The 15,772-nt window shown below is 67.8% G+C and carries 14 protein-coding genes and 3 pseudogenes; 8 read left to right on the forward strand and 9 right to left on the reverse strand.

Annotation, left to right across the window (positions count from 1 at the left end; all coding sequences use genetic code 11):
• Positions 1-431: 431 nt before the first annotated feature.
• From ACFU5K_RS13840 to ACFU5K_RS13870, 7 genes and pseudogenes are all read left to right on the forward strand, one after another.
• Positions 432-908, forward strand: coding sequence for a hypothetical protein (locus ACFU5K_RS13840; protein ID WP_384060367.1), 477 nt, complete (start codon positions 432-434; stop codon positions 906-908).
• Positions 889-1,538: pseudogene (locus tag ACFU5K_RS13845) on the forward strand (hypothetical protein). Before ACFU5K_RS13840 ends, ACFU5K_RS13845 begins: the two are co-directional and overlap by 20 nt.
• A 3-nt stretch (positions 1,539-1,541) precedes the next feature.
• Positions 1,542-2,117, forward strand: a pseudogene (locus tag ACFU5K_RS13850) (putative T7SS-secreted protein); the annotation flags it as partial.
• Between the two features lie 53 nt (positions 2,118-2,170).
• The gene (locus ACFU5K_RS13855) at positions 2,171-2,404 is read left to right on the forward strand and encodes a hypothetical protein (RefSeq protein WP_384060370.1); all 234 of its coding nucleotides are present in this window, start codon (positions 2,171-2,173) and stop codon (positions 2,402-2,404) included.
• Between the two features lie 231 nt (positions 2,405-2,635).
• A pseudogene (locus ACFU5K_RS13860) lies at positions 2,636-2,863 on the forward strand (IS5/IS1182 family transposase); the annotation flags it as partial.
• A gap of 90 nt (positions 2,864-2,953) precedes the next feature.
• Positions 2,954-3,202: a hypothetical protein gene (locus ACFU5K_RS13865; protein WP_384060373.1), complete on the forward strand. Its 249-nt coding sequence runs from the start codon at positions 2,954-2,956 to the stop codon at positions 3,200-3,202.
• A complete protein-coding gene (locus ACFU5K_RS13870) occupies positions 3,199-3,600 on the forward strand; it encodes a DNA-binding protein (RefSeq protein ID WP_384060376.1) in 402 nt (133 codons plus the stop codon). Before ACFU5K_RS13865 ends, ACFU5K_RS13870 begins: the two co-directional genes overlap by 4 nt.
• Positions 3,601-3,893: 293 nt before the next feature.
• Here ACFU5K_RS13870 and ACFU5K_RS13875 read toward each other — a convergent pair whose 3' ends face one another.
• The 4 genes from ACFU5K_RS13875 to ACFU5K_RS13890 form a co-directional block, all read right to left on the reverse strand.
• Positions 3,894-4,748 (reverse strand): helix-turn-helix domain-containing protein, encoded by an 855-nt coding sequence (locus ACFU5K_RS13875; protein ID WP_384060379.1) that lies wholly within the window; start codon positions 4,746-4,748, stop codon positions 3,894-3,896.
• A gap of 379 nt (positions 4,749-5,127) precedes the next feature.
• Positions 5,128-6,351 carry an HTTM domain-containing protein gene (locus ACFU5K_RS13880; RefSeq protein WP_384060382.1) on the reverse strand — a complete coding sequence of 408 codons (1,224 nt, stop codon included), beginning with the start codon at positions 6,349-6,351 and terminating at the stop codon, positions 5,128-5,130.
• Positions 6,341-7,075 carry a DUF5819 family protein gene (locus ACFU5K_RS13885; RefSeq protein WP_384060383.1) on the reverse strand — a complete coding sequence of 245 codons (735 nt, stop codon included), beginning with the start codon at positions 7,073-7,075 and terminating at the stop codon, positions 6,341-6,343. The genes ACFU5K_RS13880 and ACFU5K_RS13885 overlap by 11 nt, the downstream gene beginning before the upstream one ends.
• A 165-nt stretch (positions 7,076-7,240) precedes the next feature.
• Positions 7,241-8,566: an ice-binding family protein gene (locus ACFU5K_RS13890; RefSeq protein ID WP_384060386.1), complete on the reverse strand. Its 1,326-nt coding sequence runs from the start codon at positions 8,564-8,566 to the stop codon at positions 7,241-7,243.
• 711 nt (positions 8,567-9,277) lie between these two features.
• On the opposite strand from ACFU5K_RS13890, the gene ACFU5K_RS13895 reads away from it, so the two are divergent.
• Positions 9,278-9,496, forward strand: coding sequence for a DUF6243 family protein (locus ACFU5K_RS13895; RefSeq protein ID WP_384060388.1), 219 nt, complete (start codon positions 9,278-9,280; stop codon positions 9,494-9,496).
• A gap of 323 nt (positions 9,497-9,819) precedes the next feature.
• Here ACFU5K_RS13895 and ACFU5K_RS13900 read toward each other — a convergent pair whose 3' ends face one another.
• The 5 genes from ACFU5K_RS13900 to ACFU5K_RS13920 all read right to left on the reverse strand — a co-directional run bounded on the left by ACFU5K_RS13900 (position 9,820) and on the right by ACFU5K_RS13920 (position 15,328).
• On the reverse strand, positions 9,820-10,371 hold the full coding sequence (locus ACFU5K_RS13900; protein WP_384060390.1) for a hypothetical protein: 552 nt from the start codon (positions 10,369-10,371) through the stop codon (positions 9,820-9,822).
• A gap of 295 nt (positions 10,372-10,666) precedes the next feature.
• On the reverse strand, positions 10,667-11,434 hold the full coding sequence (locus tag ACFU5K_RS13905; protein ID WP_384060393.1) for a polysaccharide deacetylase family protein: 768 nt from the start codon (positions 11,432-11,434) through the stop codon (positions 10,667-10,669).
• A 279-nt stretch (positions 11,435-11,713) separates the two neighbouring features.
• Positions 11,714-12,100 (reverse strand): hypothetical protein, encoded by a 387-nt coding sequence (locus tag ACFU5K_RS13910; RefSeq protein ID WP_384060395.1) that lies wholly within the window; start codon positions 12,098-12,100, stop codon positions 11,714-11,716.
• Between the two features lie 299 nt (positions 12,101-12,399).
• The gene (locus tag ACFU5K_RS13915; RefSeq protein WP_384060398.1) at positions 12,400-12,999 is read right to left on the reverse strand and encodes a hypothetical protein; all 600 of its coding nucleotides are present in this window, start codon (positions 12,997-12,999) and stop codon (positions 12,400-12,402) included.
• Positions 13,000-13,753: 754 nt separating this feature from the next.
• Positions 13,754-15,328, reverse strand: a complete 1,575-nt coding sequence (locus tag ACFU5K_RS13920; RefSeq protein ID WP_384060399.1) for a cryptochrome/photolyase family protein — start codon at positions 15,326-15,328, stop codon at positions 13,754-13,756.
• Positions 15,329-15,772: the final 444 nt, after the last annotated feature.

The raw sequence follows: 15,772 nt of genomic DNA on the forward strand, positions 1-15,772 counted from the left end.
CACCATCGTCAGGGGTCCCGTCGTGCGTCCAGACCCTCCCACCAGCACAAATCACCCCTTGACAGCCCCGCCGATCAGCAAACTTCGCGGTCTTGGCCCAAGAACCGTTGATTCCCAAGCTCAGAGCGCGAGTTCGATTCTCGTCACCCCGCTCCATGAAAAGCCCCAGACCAGCGGCCGGGGGCTTTTTTGTTGTCCGGACCACGCTACGTCTTACGGGGCCGGTCTGTTCATCCTGACCGGCCCGCGCCTCCGGTCGCACGCCGTGTCGATCCCGTCCATGCGTCGCAGGCCACAGGTCCACGGAGACCGCCCTGGGGGCGGCAGGGTCGGTGGAACCGCTGGTTCATACCGAGCATGGTGTCCTACGGTGTTTCGAACCCTGGACCAGCACCGGGGTCAGTGGACGGTGGCACGTGAACGGGGGCTCGATGGCTGAGGGGACAGCGCTGGCGGATCGGATCGCAGAGCGGCGGGCCGGCATCGGAGATCCGCGGGCGATGCTGGGTGAGTTGCGGCGGGCGTTGGTACTGGTGCCGTTCGACGGTGGCGGGCTGTGGACCGCGGAGTTCGGCGGCATCCGCTGGGTCTGTGGGTTCACCGACGAGGAAGCGCTGGCCCGGTTCGCGCAGGCACGGAGCACCGGGAGCGATGCCGGTGCTGTCGGGCGGTCGTGGGAGTTCGCCGAGTTGCGGGGTGCGCGGCTTCTGGACGAGATCATTCCGGCGATGGGCGTGCCGGCCGGGCTCGCGGTGAACATCGCCGACCCGGACGGCTCGATGCTCTTTCCTCCGGTGAAGAGGATCGTGCCTGACGCGGTCGCCGTCGACGCGCAGGATGCGGAAGCCGCGGTGGGGGCACAGGTGCATGACGGGGGGGCGGGGCCCGATGAGCGGCAGTGGTGCTGAGGATCTGAACGTAGACCGGGCCAGTGTCCAGCAGATCACCAGTGGTCTGCGGGCGGCGGTGGCGGAGCTGAAGGAGTTCGGTACCGGTACCGGAGCGGTGTTGGGCAAGGGGCTGTCGGACCTGTCGATGACCGGCATGGAGGCGGGTCACCACGGGTTGTCGGTGGACTTCGAGGACTTCTGCGAGCGGTGGGAGTGGGGGTCCGGGCCCTGGTGCAGGACGCCAACGCCATCGCGGCGAAGCTGGGCCTGGCCGCCGGAATCCTGTGGGAGGAGGACCAGTACGTCCAGGGCACCATGAAGGTCGTGGTCAACGCCGCGGTGGGCAACCCGCACGCGTCCGAGGACGAGATCGTCAAGCAGAACTGGGGTGATGTGTTCACCCCGGACTACCTCAGCCCGGACTACAGCGCGGAGTCCTTCGAGCGGGCGGCGGACGAGGCCGGGCAGACGTGGAAGGACACCGGGCGGGCGCTACTGACCGAGGGGAACGGCGGCCGTCAGGCAGACCAGCTGAACGACATTCTCGGTGTCGACCAGGAAGCCTTCGACCGATCCGTGGACGAAACGTTCGGTCCCTCGCCCGAGGAACGGTCCCGGCAACAGCAGCAGGACAACGGGGGGAACTGATCCATGGGACTCGGGGATATCGTCAGCGACCTCACTCCGGACGTCGTCGAGGACGTCGTCGAGGACGGTGTCGAGGACGGTGTCGAGGACGTCGTCGAGGACGGTGTCGAGGACGGTGTCGAGGACGGTGTCGAGGACGGTGTCGAGTGGGCCGGCGACCGGGTCGAGGACGCGGGCAACTGGACGGCCGACCGGCTGCAGGACGTGGGCTGGGACTCCGGCGCAGACTGGGTGCGCGAACAGTCACGTTCGGTGGCGAACCGGATGGGCGCCGAGGTCGACGAGATGGACCTCGGGCAGACCGAGGACAAGACGAAGCTCATCTACGCAAGCCCGTCGGGACTCCGCTCGACCGCGTCCCACCTCAAGGACCTGCAGGGCGCTTTCGACAAGGTCGGCGGTGGCATGAGGGGATTGGACTCCTCCGCCCTGAAGGGTCAGGCGGCGGACGCGTTCCGGGACTCGGTGTCCGTCGCGCCGCCGAAGTGGTTCAAGGCCGCCGACGCCTTCGAGAAGGCCGCCGGTGCGCTGGAATCGTTCGCCGGGACCGTCGAGTGGGCACAGGGCCAGGCCTCCTCTACCGGTACGACCGTCGCGGTCAGGTCAAGACCGAGCTGGTGGACGGATACGCCATGGACTACGCGTACGACGCCGTAGGCCGCCGCACCCGCCGCACCACACCCACCGGGCAGGTGACCACTTACGCCTACGACAACGGTGGACGCCCCGGTCACCTGATCGCGGGGGTCACCGGGTCGGCTTCACCCACGATGTCGCCGGGCGGGAAACCGCCCGCGTATTCGGCGACTCCCTCACCGTCACCTCGGCCTGGGACGAGGCCGGACGACTGTCCGCCGAGCACCTGACCACCGACGGCCGCACACTCAGCTCAGTCTGCCCGCCGAGCCCCGAGCCGTCCAGGGCGGCCTCCTCGCTGAGGAGGTACGCGATTTCGCCCTCGCACAGACGAAGACGCTGTGCTGCGATCCCGAAGCAACGGAGTTGACCTGCCTGCGAGACCTCGCGGTCTTCGACACCCCGCTGGATGCCCGGGTCGAGATCGCCCCCGGTCTGACGCTCCTGATCCAGACCGGGCGCGCAGCGGCCCCGGCAGACCGCGAACCCGGCCCCTCGCCGTGCTGGCCGACCGGGCCCTACCCCTCCCGCGCCATCCGCGGCCACCTCCGGCGCCGGGGAATCCAGGCGGTGATCCCGCAGCCTTCCGACCAGACCAGCCACCGCCTGCGGCGGGGCCACCGAGGTGGCTGCCCACCCAGCTCGACCGCAAGGTCTGCAAGCAGCGGAACACCGTCGAGCGGTGCATCAGACCCCACCGGTTTCATCATGCGACCTCGACTGCGGAGCGTCAGGGGAAGCCACAAGCCCTCCTATGCATACTCCAGTATGCTTGACGTATGTCCTCAACGACTCGCATCACCGTCACGCTCCCCAGCGACCAGGTGGCGGAGCTCCGCAAGCTCACGGACAACGTCTCCGGCTACGTGGCGGAAGCCGTGGCCCGCCAGATTCGGCACCAGCTGCTGGGCGACGACCTTCGCCGCCACGAGGAAGAACACGGACACTTCAGCGACGAGGAGCTCACCGAGGCCCGTGCAAAGATCTTCGGTGCCGTCGGCTCCTCCAAGGATGCGGACGCCGCGTGAACGAGCGCATCGAGACCGTTGTCCTGGACTCTGAGGGACTCTCCGCCTGGATCGTGCAGGACCGCAAGCTCCTCGCGATGCTGCAGGTCTTCCACGACATGGGAGCCGATCTGGTGATCGGGGCGAACACCATCGTTGAAGTCACCCACTCCCGTACCAACATGCCCCGCCTGAACTGGGCCTTGTCACGTGCCAAGGTGGAGCCCGTCACCGAGCAGGCGGCGAAAGCGGCGGCTGAGCTCCTCAAAGGCGCCGGACTGCACGGGCACAAGTACGCGATCGACGCCACGGTCGCCGAGGTCGCGCTCCGCCAGCCGAAACCCGCCGCCCTGCTGACCTCCGACAGCGACGACATGACCAAACTCTGCGGCAACCAAGTCCGCATCATCCCCCTCTGACCAGTCGGCCCACCCGGAGCACGCGTCGCACTGCCAGCTCTCGTGCCCCATCCGTGCCCAGCAGAGCGGACAACAGCGGTCAGGTACGGTGCCCGGAGACCGCTCCGGCCCCGCACGTCTAAACCAAACATGCAGCTCAGGGCCACTACAGCCGTTCAAGAACCGTTGATTCCCAAGCTCAGAGCGCGAGTTCCTTCTCGGCGTACCGGTCGAGGTGTCGGCGAAGGTCGGTCCGGAGAAGGCCGGCAGGACCACGCCCCCCTTGCCCCGCGTGGGGTTCTGTCTTTCGACGGTCACGGTGCGGAAGCGCCGTAGCTCCCGATGATGTGGGAGACGAAGTGCCGGGTGGCGTCGGGGCTGAGCGCCCGGGTTTGCAGGTGGGCGTGGATGAGGTCGTAATGCTCCAGATCGGATCGTTTCTCCAGGTACAGGTCGCTGGTCGATCCTTCGAGATACACCACCCCTGCTTCGGGGCTGTCCGCGAAGTTCAGGATCGCGAACTGTCCTGTGACACCGGGGAGGGCACCCGCACTGTACGGGAGGACCTGCACGGTGATGTGCGGCTCGTCGTTCAGAGCGTTCAGGTGCTCTAGCTGTTCGCGCATGAGACAGGGGCTGCCAACGACTCGACGTAGCGTTGATTCGTCGAGGATGACGCGAAGCCTCAGCGGGTCGACGGGGTCGTAGATCCGGTGCTGGCGGCGCAGTCGTACCTTCAGGCGATTGGATGCCTGTTCGGCGGTGACCAGAGGGATCGTTTCCTCGATGACTGTCAGAGCGTAGGAGGGGGTCTGCAGCAGGCCGGGGATGACCATGGGCGCGAAGGAGTTGATGGAGTGGGCGTGGGCTTCCAGGCCGATGTAGATGCTGTAGGGGATGTCGCCGTAGGCATTCCACCAGCCCTGTTGTGCGGATTCCTTCGCCATCCGCATAAGGGAGCCGAGTAGCTGCTGGTCGGTCACGCCGTAGAGTGCGCAGAGGTCGCGGACGTCGCGAGGCCTGATGGCGCAGTGGCCGTTCTCCATGCGGCTGATCTTCGGCTGGGAGATCAGGAGGCGCTGGGCCACTTGCCCACCGGTCAGTCCGCTGTCGAGGCGGAGTCGACGGAGCTCGGCTCCCAGGCGGCGCTTCCTGACGGTGGGGCTCATCCTCGAAACCACGGGTAGTGCATCTCCGGGTGTATGGGCACACTGCTGCTCAACAGGTCGCCAAGATCAAAACTTGAGCGCATTGTGCATCGCTGTGCCGAGGCGCTTACACAGCCGCGTGGAGGAATCCACCCATGTGGCGTAACAGTGAGTGACCCACTGTGATGAAGGAGGGGTTTCACGGACCTCGGTCAGCGACTTCCACGACCTCCGCCGCCACGGGAACCAGCGGCGTCAACAGGTGCCACAGCTCAGCCCGGGCGGTGTTCGGCCGTCAGTGCGCAGGCCGGTGAACCGCCCGGCATCCGGCCACAGTAGGTAGCGATTACTTGGTAGATGCTGTGGGAAATCCACCGGCCCGGTGACAACTGCCGGAGACTCAACGCGGGTCGGGGACCAGCTTGTCCTTGCCGGCTGAGGCCGGACGTTCTCGTCCTGGGGTGATCTGCTGGCCCGAGGCCGGTGGGCCGCCCCTGAGCTGTGGAGGTACGGATCGGGAATCCGCCTCTCCTGAAGGGCTGGACCATCGCCTGCCGGCTCGTGTGGCCAGGCGCCGGGCGTGGCGGGCCAGGAACGTGTAGAAGCGGTCGGGGAGGAACGCCGCGTCGGCCACGATCATGGCCCCGGAGAACAGCGGGAGGCCCATGAGGACCGCGATGCCGATGTGCATGCCCAGCAGCATGGCGAGGACGGGGTACTTCAGTCTGCCGAAGAGTACGAACGGGAAGGCGACCTGCAGAAGTACGGTGACGTAGCTGGCGACCGCGACCACGGTGGGGTACTGATCCACGAGATGCGAGAGCGCGGGCCAGGGCTGGAAGAGTTCGAGGTTCAGCACGTAGTGGATGGCGGTGCCACCTCCCCAGGAGGGGCCCTGGACCTTGTACAGGCCGGCCGCTCCGTAGAGGAGACAGACCTGGGCTGCGATGACGAAGAGTCCGCAGTTGTGCACGACGGTCGTCAGCGTGACCCGTGCGTCGGTCAGTTGCCGCAGCCAGAAGGTCTTCGCGCGCGGCGGCGTTGTGCCGGCTCGTTCGACCGCCCGTCGGGTTCTGCGCGCGTCCAGGGACCAGCGCCGGCCGCACGCGGTGAGGACGAGGTAGAGGGCCATCAGCAGGATCAGATTGTCACCCCCGTCCGTCATGAAGATCGCTCTCGCATGGAAGGAGACCACCACCACGGCGAACAGGACGGACATGATGCGCGTCCGCCAGCCCAGCGTGAACAGGACGGACGTCACCACGGCCGCCGCGTAGCAGAGCTCGAAGTAGGCGCGGCTGTCGGACAGAGTCAGGACGCTGTTCCACCCCGACTGCTCGAAGAGCTCCTGCGCCAGTTCGGGTGTCCACGGCGAGGCGGGGCCCCAGATCTCGCTCCGGTGCGGGAACTCACGCAGGAGGAAGGCGAGGTACAGCAGCCCGTAACCGATGCGCAGTACCGCGGCCGCGTACAAGGACACCGGGCGGCCGGTCACCAGAGCCCAGAACGTACCGGCGCGGTCACTCAGCCACCGGACGACACGCGTGTCCGTGGTCGTCTGTCCCGGCGGTCCGTCGGGCGGCACGGCCTGGGAAGGGAACGGGGTGATCTGCTCAGATCCCATGTGGGGTCACCTTCCACCAGGGCAGAAGCCGGTTCTCGACCGGTACGGGCGGACGCTTCGAAGCCGCCGTGCCGGGAGCTGCGATGGGCAGTGTCAGGACACGAAGCTGGATGAACTCGAACGGATCGCTGTTGTGGTGCGCGAAACGGCCGGCGGCGATGTTGCGCAGGTACTGCTGCAACATCACGGCCCGTTCCGAGTTCGCCGCGTCGTCGTCACCGTGCAGTTCGACGTAGGTCGTCCACGCCCGCCGCAACAGGTTCTGCGTCGTGTGGCTCGGGAACACGTTGTGCTCGACTGCGGAAGAATCCACGGCGGCCAGGTCGAACCAGTCGCTCACCCGGACCGATCCGTCCGCAGCGGTGTGCGACGTCCTCGCCAGGATCTGCCGGTTGGCGGAGTCCGGATCAGGGGCGAACAGCCGCCAGTTCTGCTCGAACAGGGGATACACCCATGCGTTCACCTGTGGGCTGTACCGCTTCGACACAGGGTTCGCGGGTGCCACATGGAGGAAAACCATGGCGACATGGGTCAGCGCTGTCGCCATACACATGAGCACCACGGTGAACAGACCTCTGTGCAGGGCGCGGGCTGCTTTCGCCCGCTTCGGCGACACGACCTCTCCCTTGACGCCGGCGCCGGGCACACCGGACTCGGACTGTTGCGCTTCTTCCGTGTCCACTGCTTGCGTTCCGCCGGACACCGCCCACCCAGTTCTTCTCATGCCAACTCTCGCATTTAATGGCGTTGTAGCGAATACCACTGACGGCATGCGACAGAAAGTGGAATCTGCCGCATGCCGTCGAGCTGTCATCCAGTCATTCGATACCTGCGGTCAGTCCGAGACCTGGCCCCCGTGACTCCCGGGACTGCCATGCGGGTCCGAGACCTAGCCCGCGTGACCTTCCGGGCCACCCTGCTCATCGGGCTTGTCCCCGTAGCCGTGGTGCTCACCGTGCTTGTCGTCGCCGCCGTGCCCAGGCTTGCCCTCCGGACCGTGGCCGGGCTTGCCCCCCGGACCGTGCCCAGGCTTGCCCTCGGGACCATGGTCCGGTCCACCCTCGTGTCCCTTGTCCGGTCCACCCTCGTGATCGTGACCCGGACCGCCGTGATCCGGACCGCCGTGGCCGGGGCCGCCAGGCCCGCCGCCGTTACCGCCGGTCGTGTTGCCCGCCGTGTTGCCACCGGTCGTGTTGCCCGCGGTGTTGCCACTGGTCATGTTGCCCGCGACGTTCCCCGAGGTGTTGCCGGAGATGTTCCCGGACGTACCGCCGGTCACCTGGCCGGCGACCAAGCCCCCGGTCGAAACGCCTCCGAGTACACCGCCGACCACGCCCGTCGTCGCGCCGCCGGTCGTCACGCCACCCAGCACACCACCCAGCACACCGGTCGTGGTTCCAGTGGTCGTTCCGGTAGTGGTGCCGGTCGTGGTGCCGGTCGTGGTTCCGGTCGTGGTTCCGCCCGTGGTCGTGGTCGAGCACGTGCCGGGGAAGATCCGGTTGTTGTCGAGCGTCACCGCACCGTTGCGGGCCAGCGCACGGCCCTGAATGTTCGTCCCCGTGGTCACACTGATCGAGGTCAGAGCCATGATCGTGCCGACGAACGTGGAGTTGGTACCCAGCGTGGCCGAACTGCCGATCTGCCAGTACACGTTGCAGGCAGACGCACCGTTCGTCAGAAGCACCCGGCTGGAGGACGCCGTGGTGAGGGCTTCGGGAATCTGGAACACCCAGACCGCGTTCGGGTTCCCCCCGGCGTCGAGGACCAGGTCACCGGTGAGTCCCACACCCGACACAGCGGTGTACACGCCCGGAAGCAGTGTGTCGCCGTTCCCGATACCCGCCGCGAGCGCGAAATCCGTGGCCTGGCCCGCCGCGTTGTTGTAGGCCACGACCAGATCGCTCTTTGCTTGCAGCGCCGCGGCGTCCGCAGAATGCACCGCACCGAGCACCTGCCCGGGCGGGAATCCGGTGATCGCCGTCCCCGGGCTCACCCCGAGATCCTGGCTGATGACCGTGGGCCCCGTGTTCGTGATCTCCGAACCCGCCAGGACGGAGTACGAGGCAGCCGTGCCCAACGGCACGGGAGTCGCGATGGCCAGCGCCTGCGTCGGTGTCACGGCGACCATGACACCGGCAACGGTCGCGGCAAGCCCCGAGGCAAGCCAGCCGGAGAGAGCGCGGCGGGAAGCCAGCTTAGGGATCTTCAACTTCATCGAGAGGCCATTTCCTGTCGGAGAGTCGTGGTCCACGGCCCACCCGGCCCAGCCAAACGTCCGAGCAGCCGTCACGTTTGCGCCGAATATTACGCAGCAATCTTCCGCACCCAGGAGAGGAAGCGAGCAATTCCAGCGACAACGACACTCCATCAAAGTGACAATCGGAGATAAGGAAACTGTTGACCATAAGCCTATTCACTCCGGTGCGCCTCTTTCCTTAACTCACATGACGCAAAGTTTCAGTCGCGACTTGAGGCAATTCCCATCCCGGAACCCCTCGTGCCGCCGTCCAGGTGAGATGAAGAATCGCTGCCACACGGGCGCGGCACGCCCACGACCGCATCTCCCGCACGGCCTCGACACATTCGACAGCCCATCCCGTCATCGCCGCCGTTCTGGCCGTCAGCGCCCAGATGCCTGCCCGTAGCGCTCTCCGGGCTTGCCGATCTTCAGCCCGCCCCGGTACGTCTGCCGCGGTCCAGGCGCACGGCCTGGTCGACCGGCACAGCCAGGAGCTCGATGCCCGGGGGCGGGGCGGCGAAGGGGTTGGAGTGCGGGGGCGGCAGAACCGGGTAACGTCTTTCTCATAATCTTCTAGACGCCGATTCACGAGTGAGAGCGTGATGGGCCCCCGCTGACGTCCCCCGACGTCGCCGCGCCCGTCCCCCACCGATGGATCCGTAGATCACTTCACATCACGGAGAACCCATGACCGACAGCAAGAACATCAACAACCCCGTGGGCATGGGCGGCGGCCAGCGTAAGAAGCTGTCCCGCGCCGAGCGTCAGAACAACGGTCCGCACCGCAACCTCGACCGTAAGGAGGTTGCCGACCAGAAGGCGGAGCTGGTGCGCAAGATGCGCGAGAAGACGGGCTCGGCCGGGGGCGCCGGGCAGGCGGGCGACGACGCCGCCGCACAGAGCTGACGCACCCACCGCCGCCCAAGGGCTGTGCAGAGGGCAGGGCCCGGACCGCGTCGCGCGGTCCGGGCCCTGCTTCCGTGAAGGGCTCCGCAGCCGCCGGACGCGAGCAGCGGACGAGCGGCACGGAGGTACGCGCGGCCCGGAAGGACGTCGCCTGCGGGACGAAGACCGGACTGGTCACGGACTCGTTCGGCGCGTGGAGACCGAAACGCAGAAAGAAACCGTCAGGACGGAAGGAACGAGGCTCCAGGCGCGCTTAAGGATGTCCGAACGAGCGGAAACCGCCCGCGAAGCCTTCACGTCATGATCTCGGAAACAGCTCGCACTCAGCCGACGACGTGGATGAACGTCCCCTTGGTGGCAAAATCCCACAGCGCTGATCCGTCCGCGACGGTCTCGCGAATCGCGCCGGTCTTCACGGTGCTGTCGGGTGCGGGCGAGGCTCCGTCAAGGGCATTGGAAAAGGCTGATCGCACCCCGAAATAGACCGCGTGCTCAATTCGCACACCGTCGCTGCCCGTACCCTCCTCGCGCCGGAAGGTCACCGAGTGCTTCCCCTCCACCGGAGGCACATTGCCCGGCCAGACCGGGAAAGTACGGGTCGTGGACTCGCTCTCGGAGACCAGCCAGACCCTTTTCTGGGAAAGCGAATACACGACTCGACGCCCGGTTCCGGAGTCGTCGGGAACCCTGAACGTCTTGGGCTTGGCGGCGGAGGGGTGGGGGTGGGGCTTCGGACTCGGCTTGGCATCGACACTCGCAGTGCCCTGCGCAGGTATGTTCCGCGAAGCCTGCACCGAGAGAAAGGAAACCGTGGCGAGGGCGGCAGCCAGCAAAACGACGATCCAGACACCGGAGGATATCCTGCGGGTCGACATCAGACTGCTCCTCTATGTCATGCTCTGCCCCTATACGGGCCAGTGTTCGCGGTCATCAGCCTATCGGAGCCCCAGAACTTCGGCGTAGTCGCGTGACGCCCACCCTCGGCGCCCCGAGGCGTCCGGGCGCACGATGCGCGGGTATTACAGGCCGATCCGGTCCTCGTGCACCGTGGTGTCCACGCGGCGTGCGGGCCCACCGCTCCACGCGGTAGCTCGTGAGCCGGGAGCGGGCTCCGGGTCCGGCGCTCTCGGAGCAGCCCACGTACAGCTCCGGGGAACGGGTGGACTCCGCTCACCTCACCGGGAAGCCGAAGACGTACCCCTGCTCCCTGAGCCAGGGCAGTACCTCGCGCAGAGCGTCCACGGTCTGGGACCGATCCCCTCCGGCGTCGTGGAAGAGGACGGTCGGCCCACCGGAGATCTCGGTCTTGACGGTGGCGACCATGGCTTCCGCGCCGGGACGCTCGAAGTCTCTGGAGTCGACGTTCCAGCCCAGCGGCCGCATTCCCCGGGATGCCGCGAGCTGTCGGCTGTACGGGGTGAAGGCGCCGCCCGGGGCCCGGTAGTACTGCGGCCGCACGCCGCCGGACGCCTTGATGATCATGCGTTCGGCGTCCAGGATCTGCTGTGACTGGTACGCCTCGGACTTGGTGTCCATGGTGGTGTCGTGCGAGACCGTGTGGTTGCACAGCCGGTGCCCGGCCGCCACGACCGCCTTGACGAGGTCCGGGTGGGCCTGGGCCTGCGTGCCGACCATGCAGAACGTGGCCTTCACCCCGTTGTCCTTCAGCAGTTGCAGCACCTGCGGTGTCCAGACCGGGTCCGGTCCGTCGTCGATGGTGATGTTGACACCCTGCGGTCCACGGTCCGAGGCGTGCGCGATGTCCACCGCGACCCTGGCCACCCGGGTGTCCGGCGCGGATTCACGCGCCTGTGGCTGTCGCCCCTCGACCTGGTCGGCCTGCGCCGTCCACACCGAGGCGGCTGCGGCCAGCATGGTCACCCCGAGTGCCGCCGCGAGAAGCCGGCCGTTCCATCCCCTCTCCCTGTGCCGTGCCATGTCCCCGCCCCTCTGTCGTCTCCGCCGATGCCGTGCGTCCATGGAGACATACGAACGTCCGTACAGGCTCCCTCTGTTACCGGTCCCGGACGAATCCACAGGAGGCCGGCGACAAACACGGGGATTCCGCGACGGACATGAGGCGGAGCGGGGAACACGGTGCGGTCCGGCCAGCGGCTTCGGGCCGGACGGGGCCGACGGCCGTCACGCGGCCCCGGTTCGCTGTGCCCCATCCGTGCCCTCGGCGTAGCCGGGCGTCCGACAAGACGACCGCGCGCGCTACTTCAGCGCGTGCGCCGCGGCCTGTGCGAGCGTGCTCGCCGCCTCGGATCGCGCCGCCTTGGTCGACTTCTTGTCCGCCAGCACCTTGGCGGCGGCGGTGAGAACCTTCTTGCCGGGCCTGCGCGGTGCGGACTGGGCCAGGGCGCTGGCCGCGGCGGTCTTCTCGGCCTTCGACCGCTTCTTGGCCCGGACCGTCTTGCCCGCGGCTGAGGCCGGTCCGGACGTGGTCGTCTTCGCCTCGGCCGTACCCGCCTTGCCGGAGGTCTGCGACAGCGCGCTCGCAGCGGCCCTTCTGCTGCTCTTCGACTTGCCACCCTTGGCGGCCCGGCCTGCCTCCGAGGCGGCCTTCGGGTGGGTGGAGCCGGATGCCTTCGTCTTCGCCATGGCGCTCTCCATGCTCGTCCGTCGGTTCGTTCGTGCCACTCGGGTACCCGAACTTCCCTGCACGGAACGGCTGGAGGCCGGATCAGAGGGTCCTGGACGCCGTGAGTTCCCGGAGCGCGAGCACGACGCCCGTCGCGGAATTCCGCACCCGCCATGCGGAACGCCCGGCCGGGAGGACCCGGCCGGGCGTCGGCTGCGCTGCGCATCAGCCCCTCATGGCAAGGAGGTTGCTACGCGCTCCTGCTTGAACCACTGGGGGCGGCTTGCGCCTCCGCCACGACCCCACGGCTGCCGTCAGGTCAGATCGTCGGCGTGTCGTCGACGATCTCCTGGTGCGGTTCGACGACGAACTTCCAGCCCTCACTGGGCTCCAGGAACCGCACTCGGGTCGGGTAGATGTCCAGGGCGCGACGGTCGCGGTTCTGGCTGTTCGAGTTCTTACGTCCCCGGGCCGGCTCCTCGTACAGGTCGACCTTGACGTCCGGGACCGCGACGGATTCCTCGCTCCAGCGCTGTACGACGCCCGCGCCGAACGCGTCCCGCGCGGCGGAGTAGAGCGAATCCAGGGATTCCCTGCTGCCGTTGGGCACGAAGAGGGCGAGATTCAGGAGGACGCCGGCACTCTGCAGAACCTCGATCTCCTCTCCCGCCTTGTCGGCAATCCAGATACCGGCCTCTTCAGCGTTGTCCGGGAGGACGTGAACCTCTTCACCGAAGACCGTCCTCGCAACGAAGGACCCGCCCTCGAAGTTCTTACCCGGCTCCGTGAGGAAAGCCGGGGCATAGCAGTCGAGAGGAAGACCCTCCGTCCCCGCCGAGACGAAGATGCCATCCTGCAGGCCCAAGCCCGAAATCTCCTCGGCCGCCAGACGTCGAGCCGTAACCTTCTCGGTATTCACGCCATTCCCCTTTTAATTGTGACGCCCTGTGAATGCATTAACACTCTACCACGAAAAGGACGCACCACTTCCCATTAGGTTCACCCCGACACGGGATGTTGCCACGCACCAATCGAGCGAGCGAATCGCGGTATTGCGAACCGGCAAGGAGGCACCTGGGAAATATACCGTAATTCAGGTGCCACTTTCGGCAACGAGACATGACGACGCCAGGACCTCCATCGCCAGGACCGGGCGAGACCAGGGGAAACGATGAGGAGCGCGAGTTCGTCGCGCCCCACGTCCACGGCAGGATGAACCAGCAGGATAAAGCACCGCAGCGCAGCCACCGACCGGCAACCGGCCATTAACTCCGGATGCGGGGGATTTTCCGTTTCGGCGGCATATCGGCAAATTCGAACCATCACGCAGATGCCGGCCACGCGGAAGACTGACGCATTCTCCGGCACCTATGGCGCCGTCACGCGCCGGAAGTCCTGCGCACCGGCGGCAACGGAAGAAATAGGCGCCGCCGCAGTCACCCAACTGAATATCGCCGGTGACGGCCAGGAGGTGCTCCATGCGGTGACCGCTCTCGCGGTCCGGCCAGTCGGCGGGCTGTGTCCAGACGGGCCGACCACCCACCTTCGTCGCGATGAGGTCGGAGTCCCCGGGTCGCCGGGCTCGGGTTGAGGAGCACGGCTTCCCGTGCAAGGCCGGCGTACCGCGGTATCAGGGTGCGCACGTCAGGGTGCCCGTGCCGTCCACGACCACGTCACGGCGGTGCCGCGCCACGCTCCCTCGCCTTGGTGAGGAGCTCGTCCAGGTCCTTCAGACGGTCGAGGCCCTTCACCACGCGGGCGGTGCGGTGGTTGGAGGAGAGGCGGGTGCGGTGACGGTCCATGAAGGCCCAGTAGCCGGTGGTGTAGGGGCAGGCCCGGTCGCCCGTGCGCTCGGTGGGGCGGTAGGCACAGGGACCGCAGAGGTCGCTCATCCGGTGGATGTACGCCCCGCCCGAGGTGTACGGCTTGGTCGTCATCAGGCCGCCGTCGGCGTACTGGGACATCCCCACGACGTTGGGCAGCATCACCCAGTCGTAACCGTCGACGAAGCAGCGGTGGAACCAGTCCGTGACCGCGGCCGGGTCCCAGCCGTCCTGCAGCGCGCGGCTGCCCAGCACCATCAGCCGCGGGATGTGGTGGGTCCAGCCGGTGTCCCGCACCTGGGTGAGCACCGTGGAGAGACAGTTGGCCGTGACCGCGTCCGCGTCGAGCTCCAGGAACCAGTCGGGAAGCGGGGTCGTGTGGCGCAGTGCGTTGCGGGCGCGGTAGTCCTCGCCGAAGTGCCAGTAGAGGTGCCACACGTACTCGCGCCAGCCGGAGATCTGCCGTACGAAACCCTCCACGCTGTTCAGGGGCGCGCGGCCGCTCCGGTAGGCCCGCTCGGCGCGCTCGACGCATTCGGCGGGGTCCAGGAGGCCGAGGTTCAGTGGAGCGGACAGCAGGCTGTGGCTCATCACCGGATCGGCCGCGAGCATGGCGTCCTCGTACCGGCCGAAGTCCTCCAGCCGGTGGGTGATGAAGTGGCGCAGCGCCGACATCGCCTCACGCCGGGTGGCGGGGAAGCGGCGCGGGCCGTCCCTGCCGACGAAGGAGACGTCCCCGTCGCGCTCCCAGCGGTCGAGGTCGTGACGGACCTCCTCGTCGATGTCGTCCTCGTGGGCCTGCCAGGGGCGCCGGACGTCAAGGGTGTCCTGTCCGCGCGGCGGAGCCTCGCGGTTGTCGTGGTCGAGGTTCCACCTGCCGCCCGACGGCTCACCCTCGTCCATCAGCAGATCGTGCCGCTCGCGTACCCAGTGGTAGAAGCCCTCCAGCCGCAAGCTGCGTCCTCCGTTGCGGCCGGCCCACTCCTCGAAGTCGTCCTGGGCCACCAGGAAGCCCTTCGCGGGCAGGATCTCGATGTCGCCGTACCGGCCGAGGAAATCGAGCGCCGCGCGGGAGGTGGGATGACAGACGGTCAGCCGGCCACGGGAGTTCTGCCCCACCGGGCGATCGTCGTCCTCGTCACGGGCGGCAGGCGGCCGGGTCGTACGGAGCCCGGCCGCCTGCTCGAGTCCCTCGGCGTACGTCTCGGCCTGGACGTAGGTGACCCGGTCGCCGAGTTCGGCGGCCCGGTGGCGCATGGCCGACAGCACGAGATGGGCCTTGGCGCGGTGGAAACGGCGTCGCCGCAGCACCGAGCGCGCCTCGATCATCACTACGGGAGCCTTGCCGTCGGGGCCACCGCGGCGGGGGTCGAGGAAGTGCGGGCCGAGCTGGTCCCCGAAGATCCAGTGGGGGCGTGGCGCCATGGGTCCGCCTCTCACGGCCGGGGGCCCGCCGCACGGGAACGACGCCGGGATGACGGCCGACCGGGACGCGGGCGGGGTGCGGGTGCGGGCGACCGCAACGGGAGCCGGCACGGTGGCGCCCTCATCGGGTCTCCCCACCCGGCCGATGCTGCCAGCATCCACCCCGCGGGGCCCGGCCGACACTCCGCCGCCACTCCGGGCGGCCGGCGGGGCCCCCGGGGCGACGACGGGCTTCATTCACCCCGTCCCGGTGCGCCCAGGTATACAGTTTCTGAGTCCTGTCGTCTCCGATAGAGGTGGACGTTGCGCATCTGAGGTCCGCGAACATCGCGCGGTGCGGCCCTGCCGCAGCCCGTCACGCCTGCGTCGGCTTTCCGCCGCCCGTGACATCCGCGTGGATGCGACCTCGGTGCATGAGCCGTCCCCGTACGTCCCCAGGACCGC

Source organism: Streptomyces sp. NPDC057428 (assembly GCF_042803195.1).
Lineage (GTDB): Bacteria > Actinomycetota > Actinomycetes > Streptomycetales > Streptomycetaceae > Streptomyces.

Excerpts from the sequence above, each read along its gene's own strand:
- ACFU5K_RS13895 (WP_384060388.1), top strand. The coding sequence starts at position 9,278 with ATGACCGACAGCAAGAACATCAACAACCCCGTGGGCATGGGCGGCGGC.
- ACFU5K_RS13890 (WP_384060386.1), bottom strand. The coding sequence starts at position 8,566 with ATGAAGTTGAAGATCCCTAAGCTGGCTTCCCGCCGCGCTCTCTCCGGC.
- ACFU5K_RS13865 (WP_384060373.1), top strand. The coding sequence starts at position 2,954 with ATGTCCTCAACGACTCGCATCACCGTCACGCTCCCCAGCGACCAGGTG.
- ACFU5K_RS13910 (WP_384060395.1), bottom strand. The coding sequence starts at position 12,100 with ATGGCGAAGACGAAGGCATCCGGCTCCACCCACCCGAAGGCCGCCTCG.
- ACFU5K_RS13920 (WP_384060399.1), bottom strand. The coding sequence starts at position 15,328 with ATGGCGCCACGCCCCCACTGGATCTTCGGGGACCAGCTCGGCCCGCAC.
- ACFU5K_RS13880 (WP_384060382.1), bottom strand. The coding sequence starts at position 6,351 with ATGGGATCTGAGCAGATCACCCCGTTCCCTTCCCAGGCCGTGCCGCCC.
- ACFU5K_RS13905 (WP_384060393.1), bottom strand. The coding sequence starts at position 11,434 with ATGGCACGGCACAGGGAGAGGGGATGGAACGGCCGGCTTCTCGCGGCG.
- ACFU5K_RS13885 (WP_384060383.1), bottom strand. The coding sequence starts at position 7,075 with ATGAGAAGAACTGGGTGGGCGGTGTCCGGCGGAACGCAAGCAGTGGAC.
- ACFU5K_RS13855 (WP_384060370.1), top strand. The coding sequence starts at position 2,171 with ATGGACTACGCGTACGACGCCGTAGGCCGCCGCACCCGCCGCACCACA.
- ACFU5K_RS13900 (WP_384060390.1), bottom strand. The coding sequence starts at position 10,371 with ATGTCGACCCGCAGGATATCCTCCGGTGTCTGGATCGTCGTTTTGCTG.
- ACFU5K_RS13875 (WP_384060379.1), bottom strand. The coding sequence starts at position 4,748 with ATGAGCCCCACCGTCAGGAAGCGCCGCCTGGGAGCCGAGCTCCGTCGA.
- ACFU5K_RS13840 (WP_384060367.1), top strand. The coding sequence starts at position 432 with ATGGCTGAGGGGACAGCGCTGGCGGATCGGATCGCAGAGCGGCGGGCC.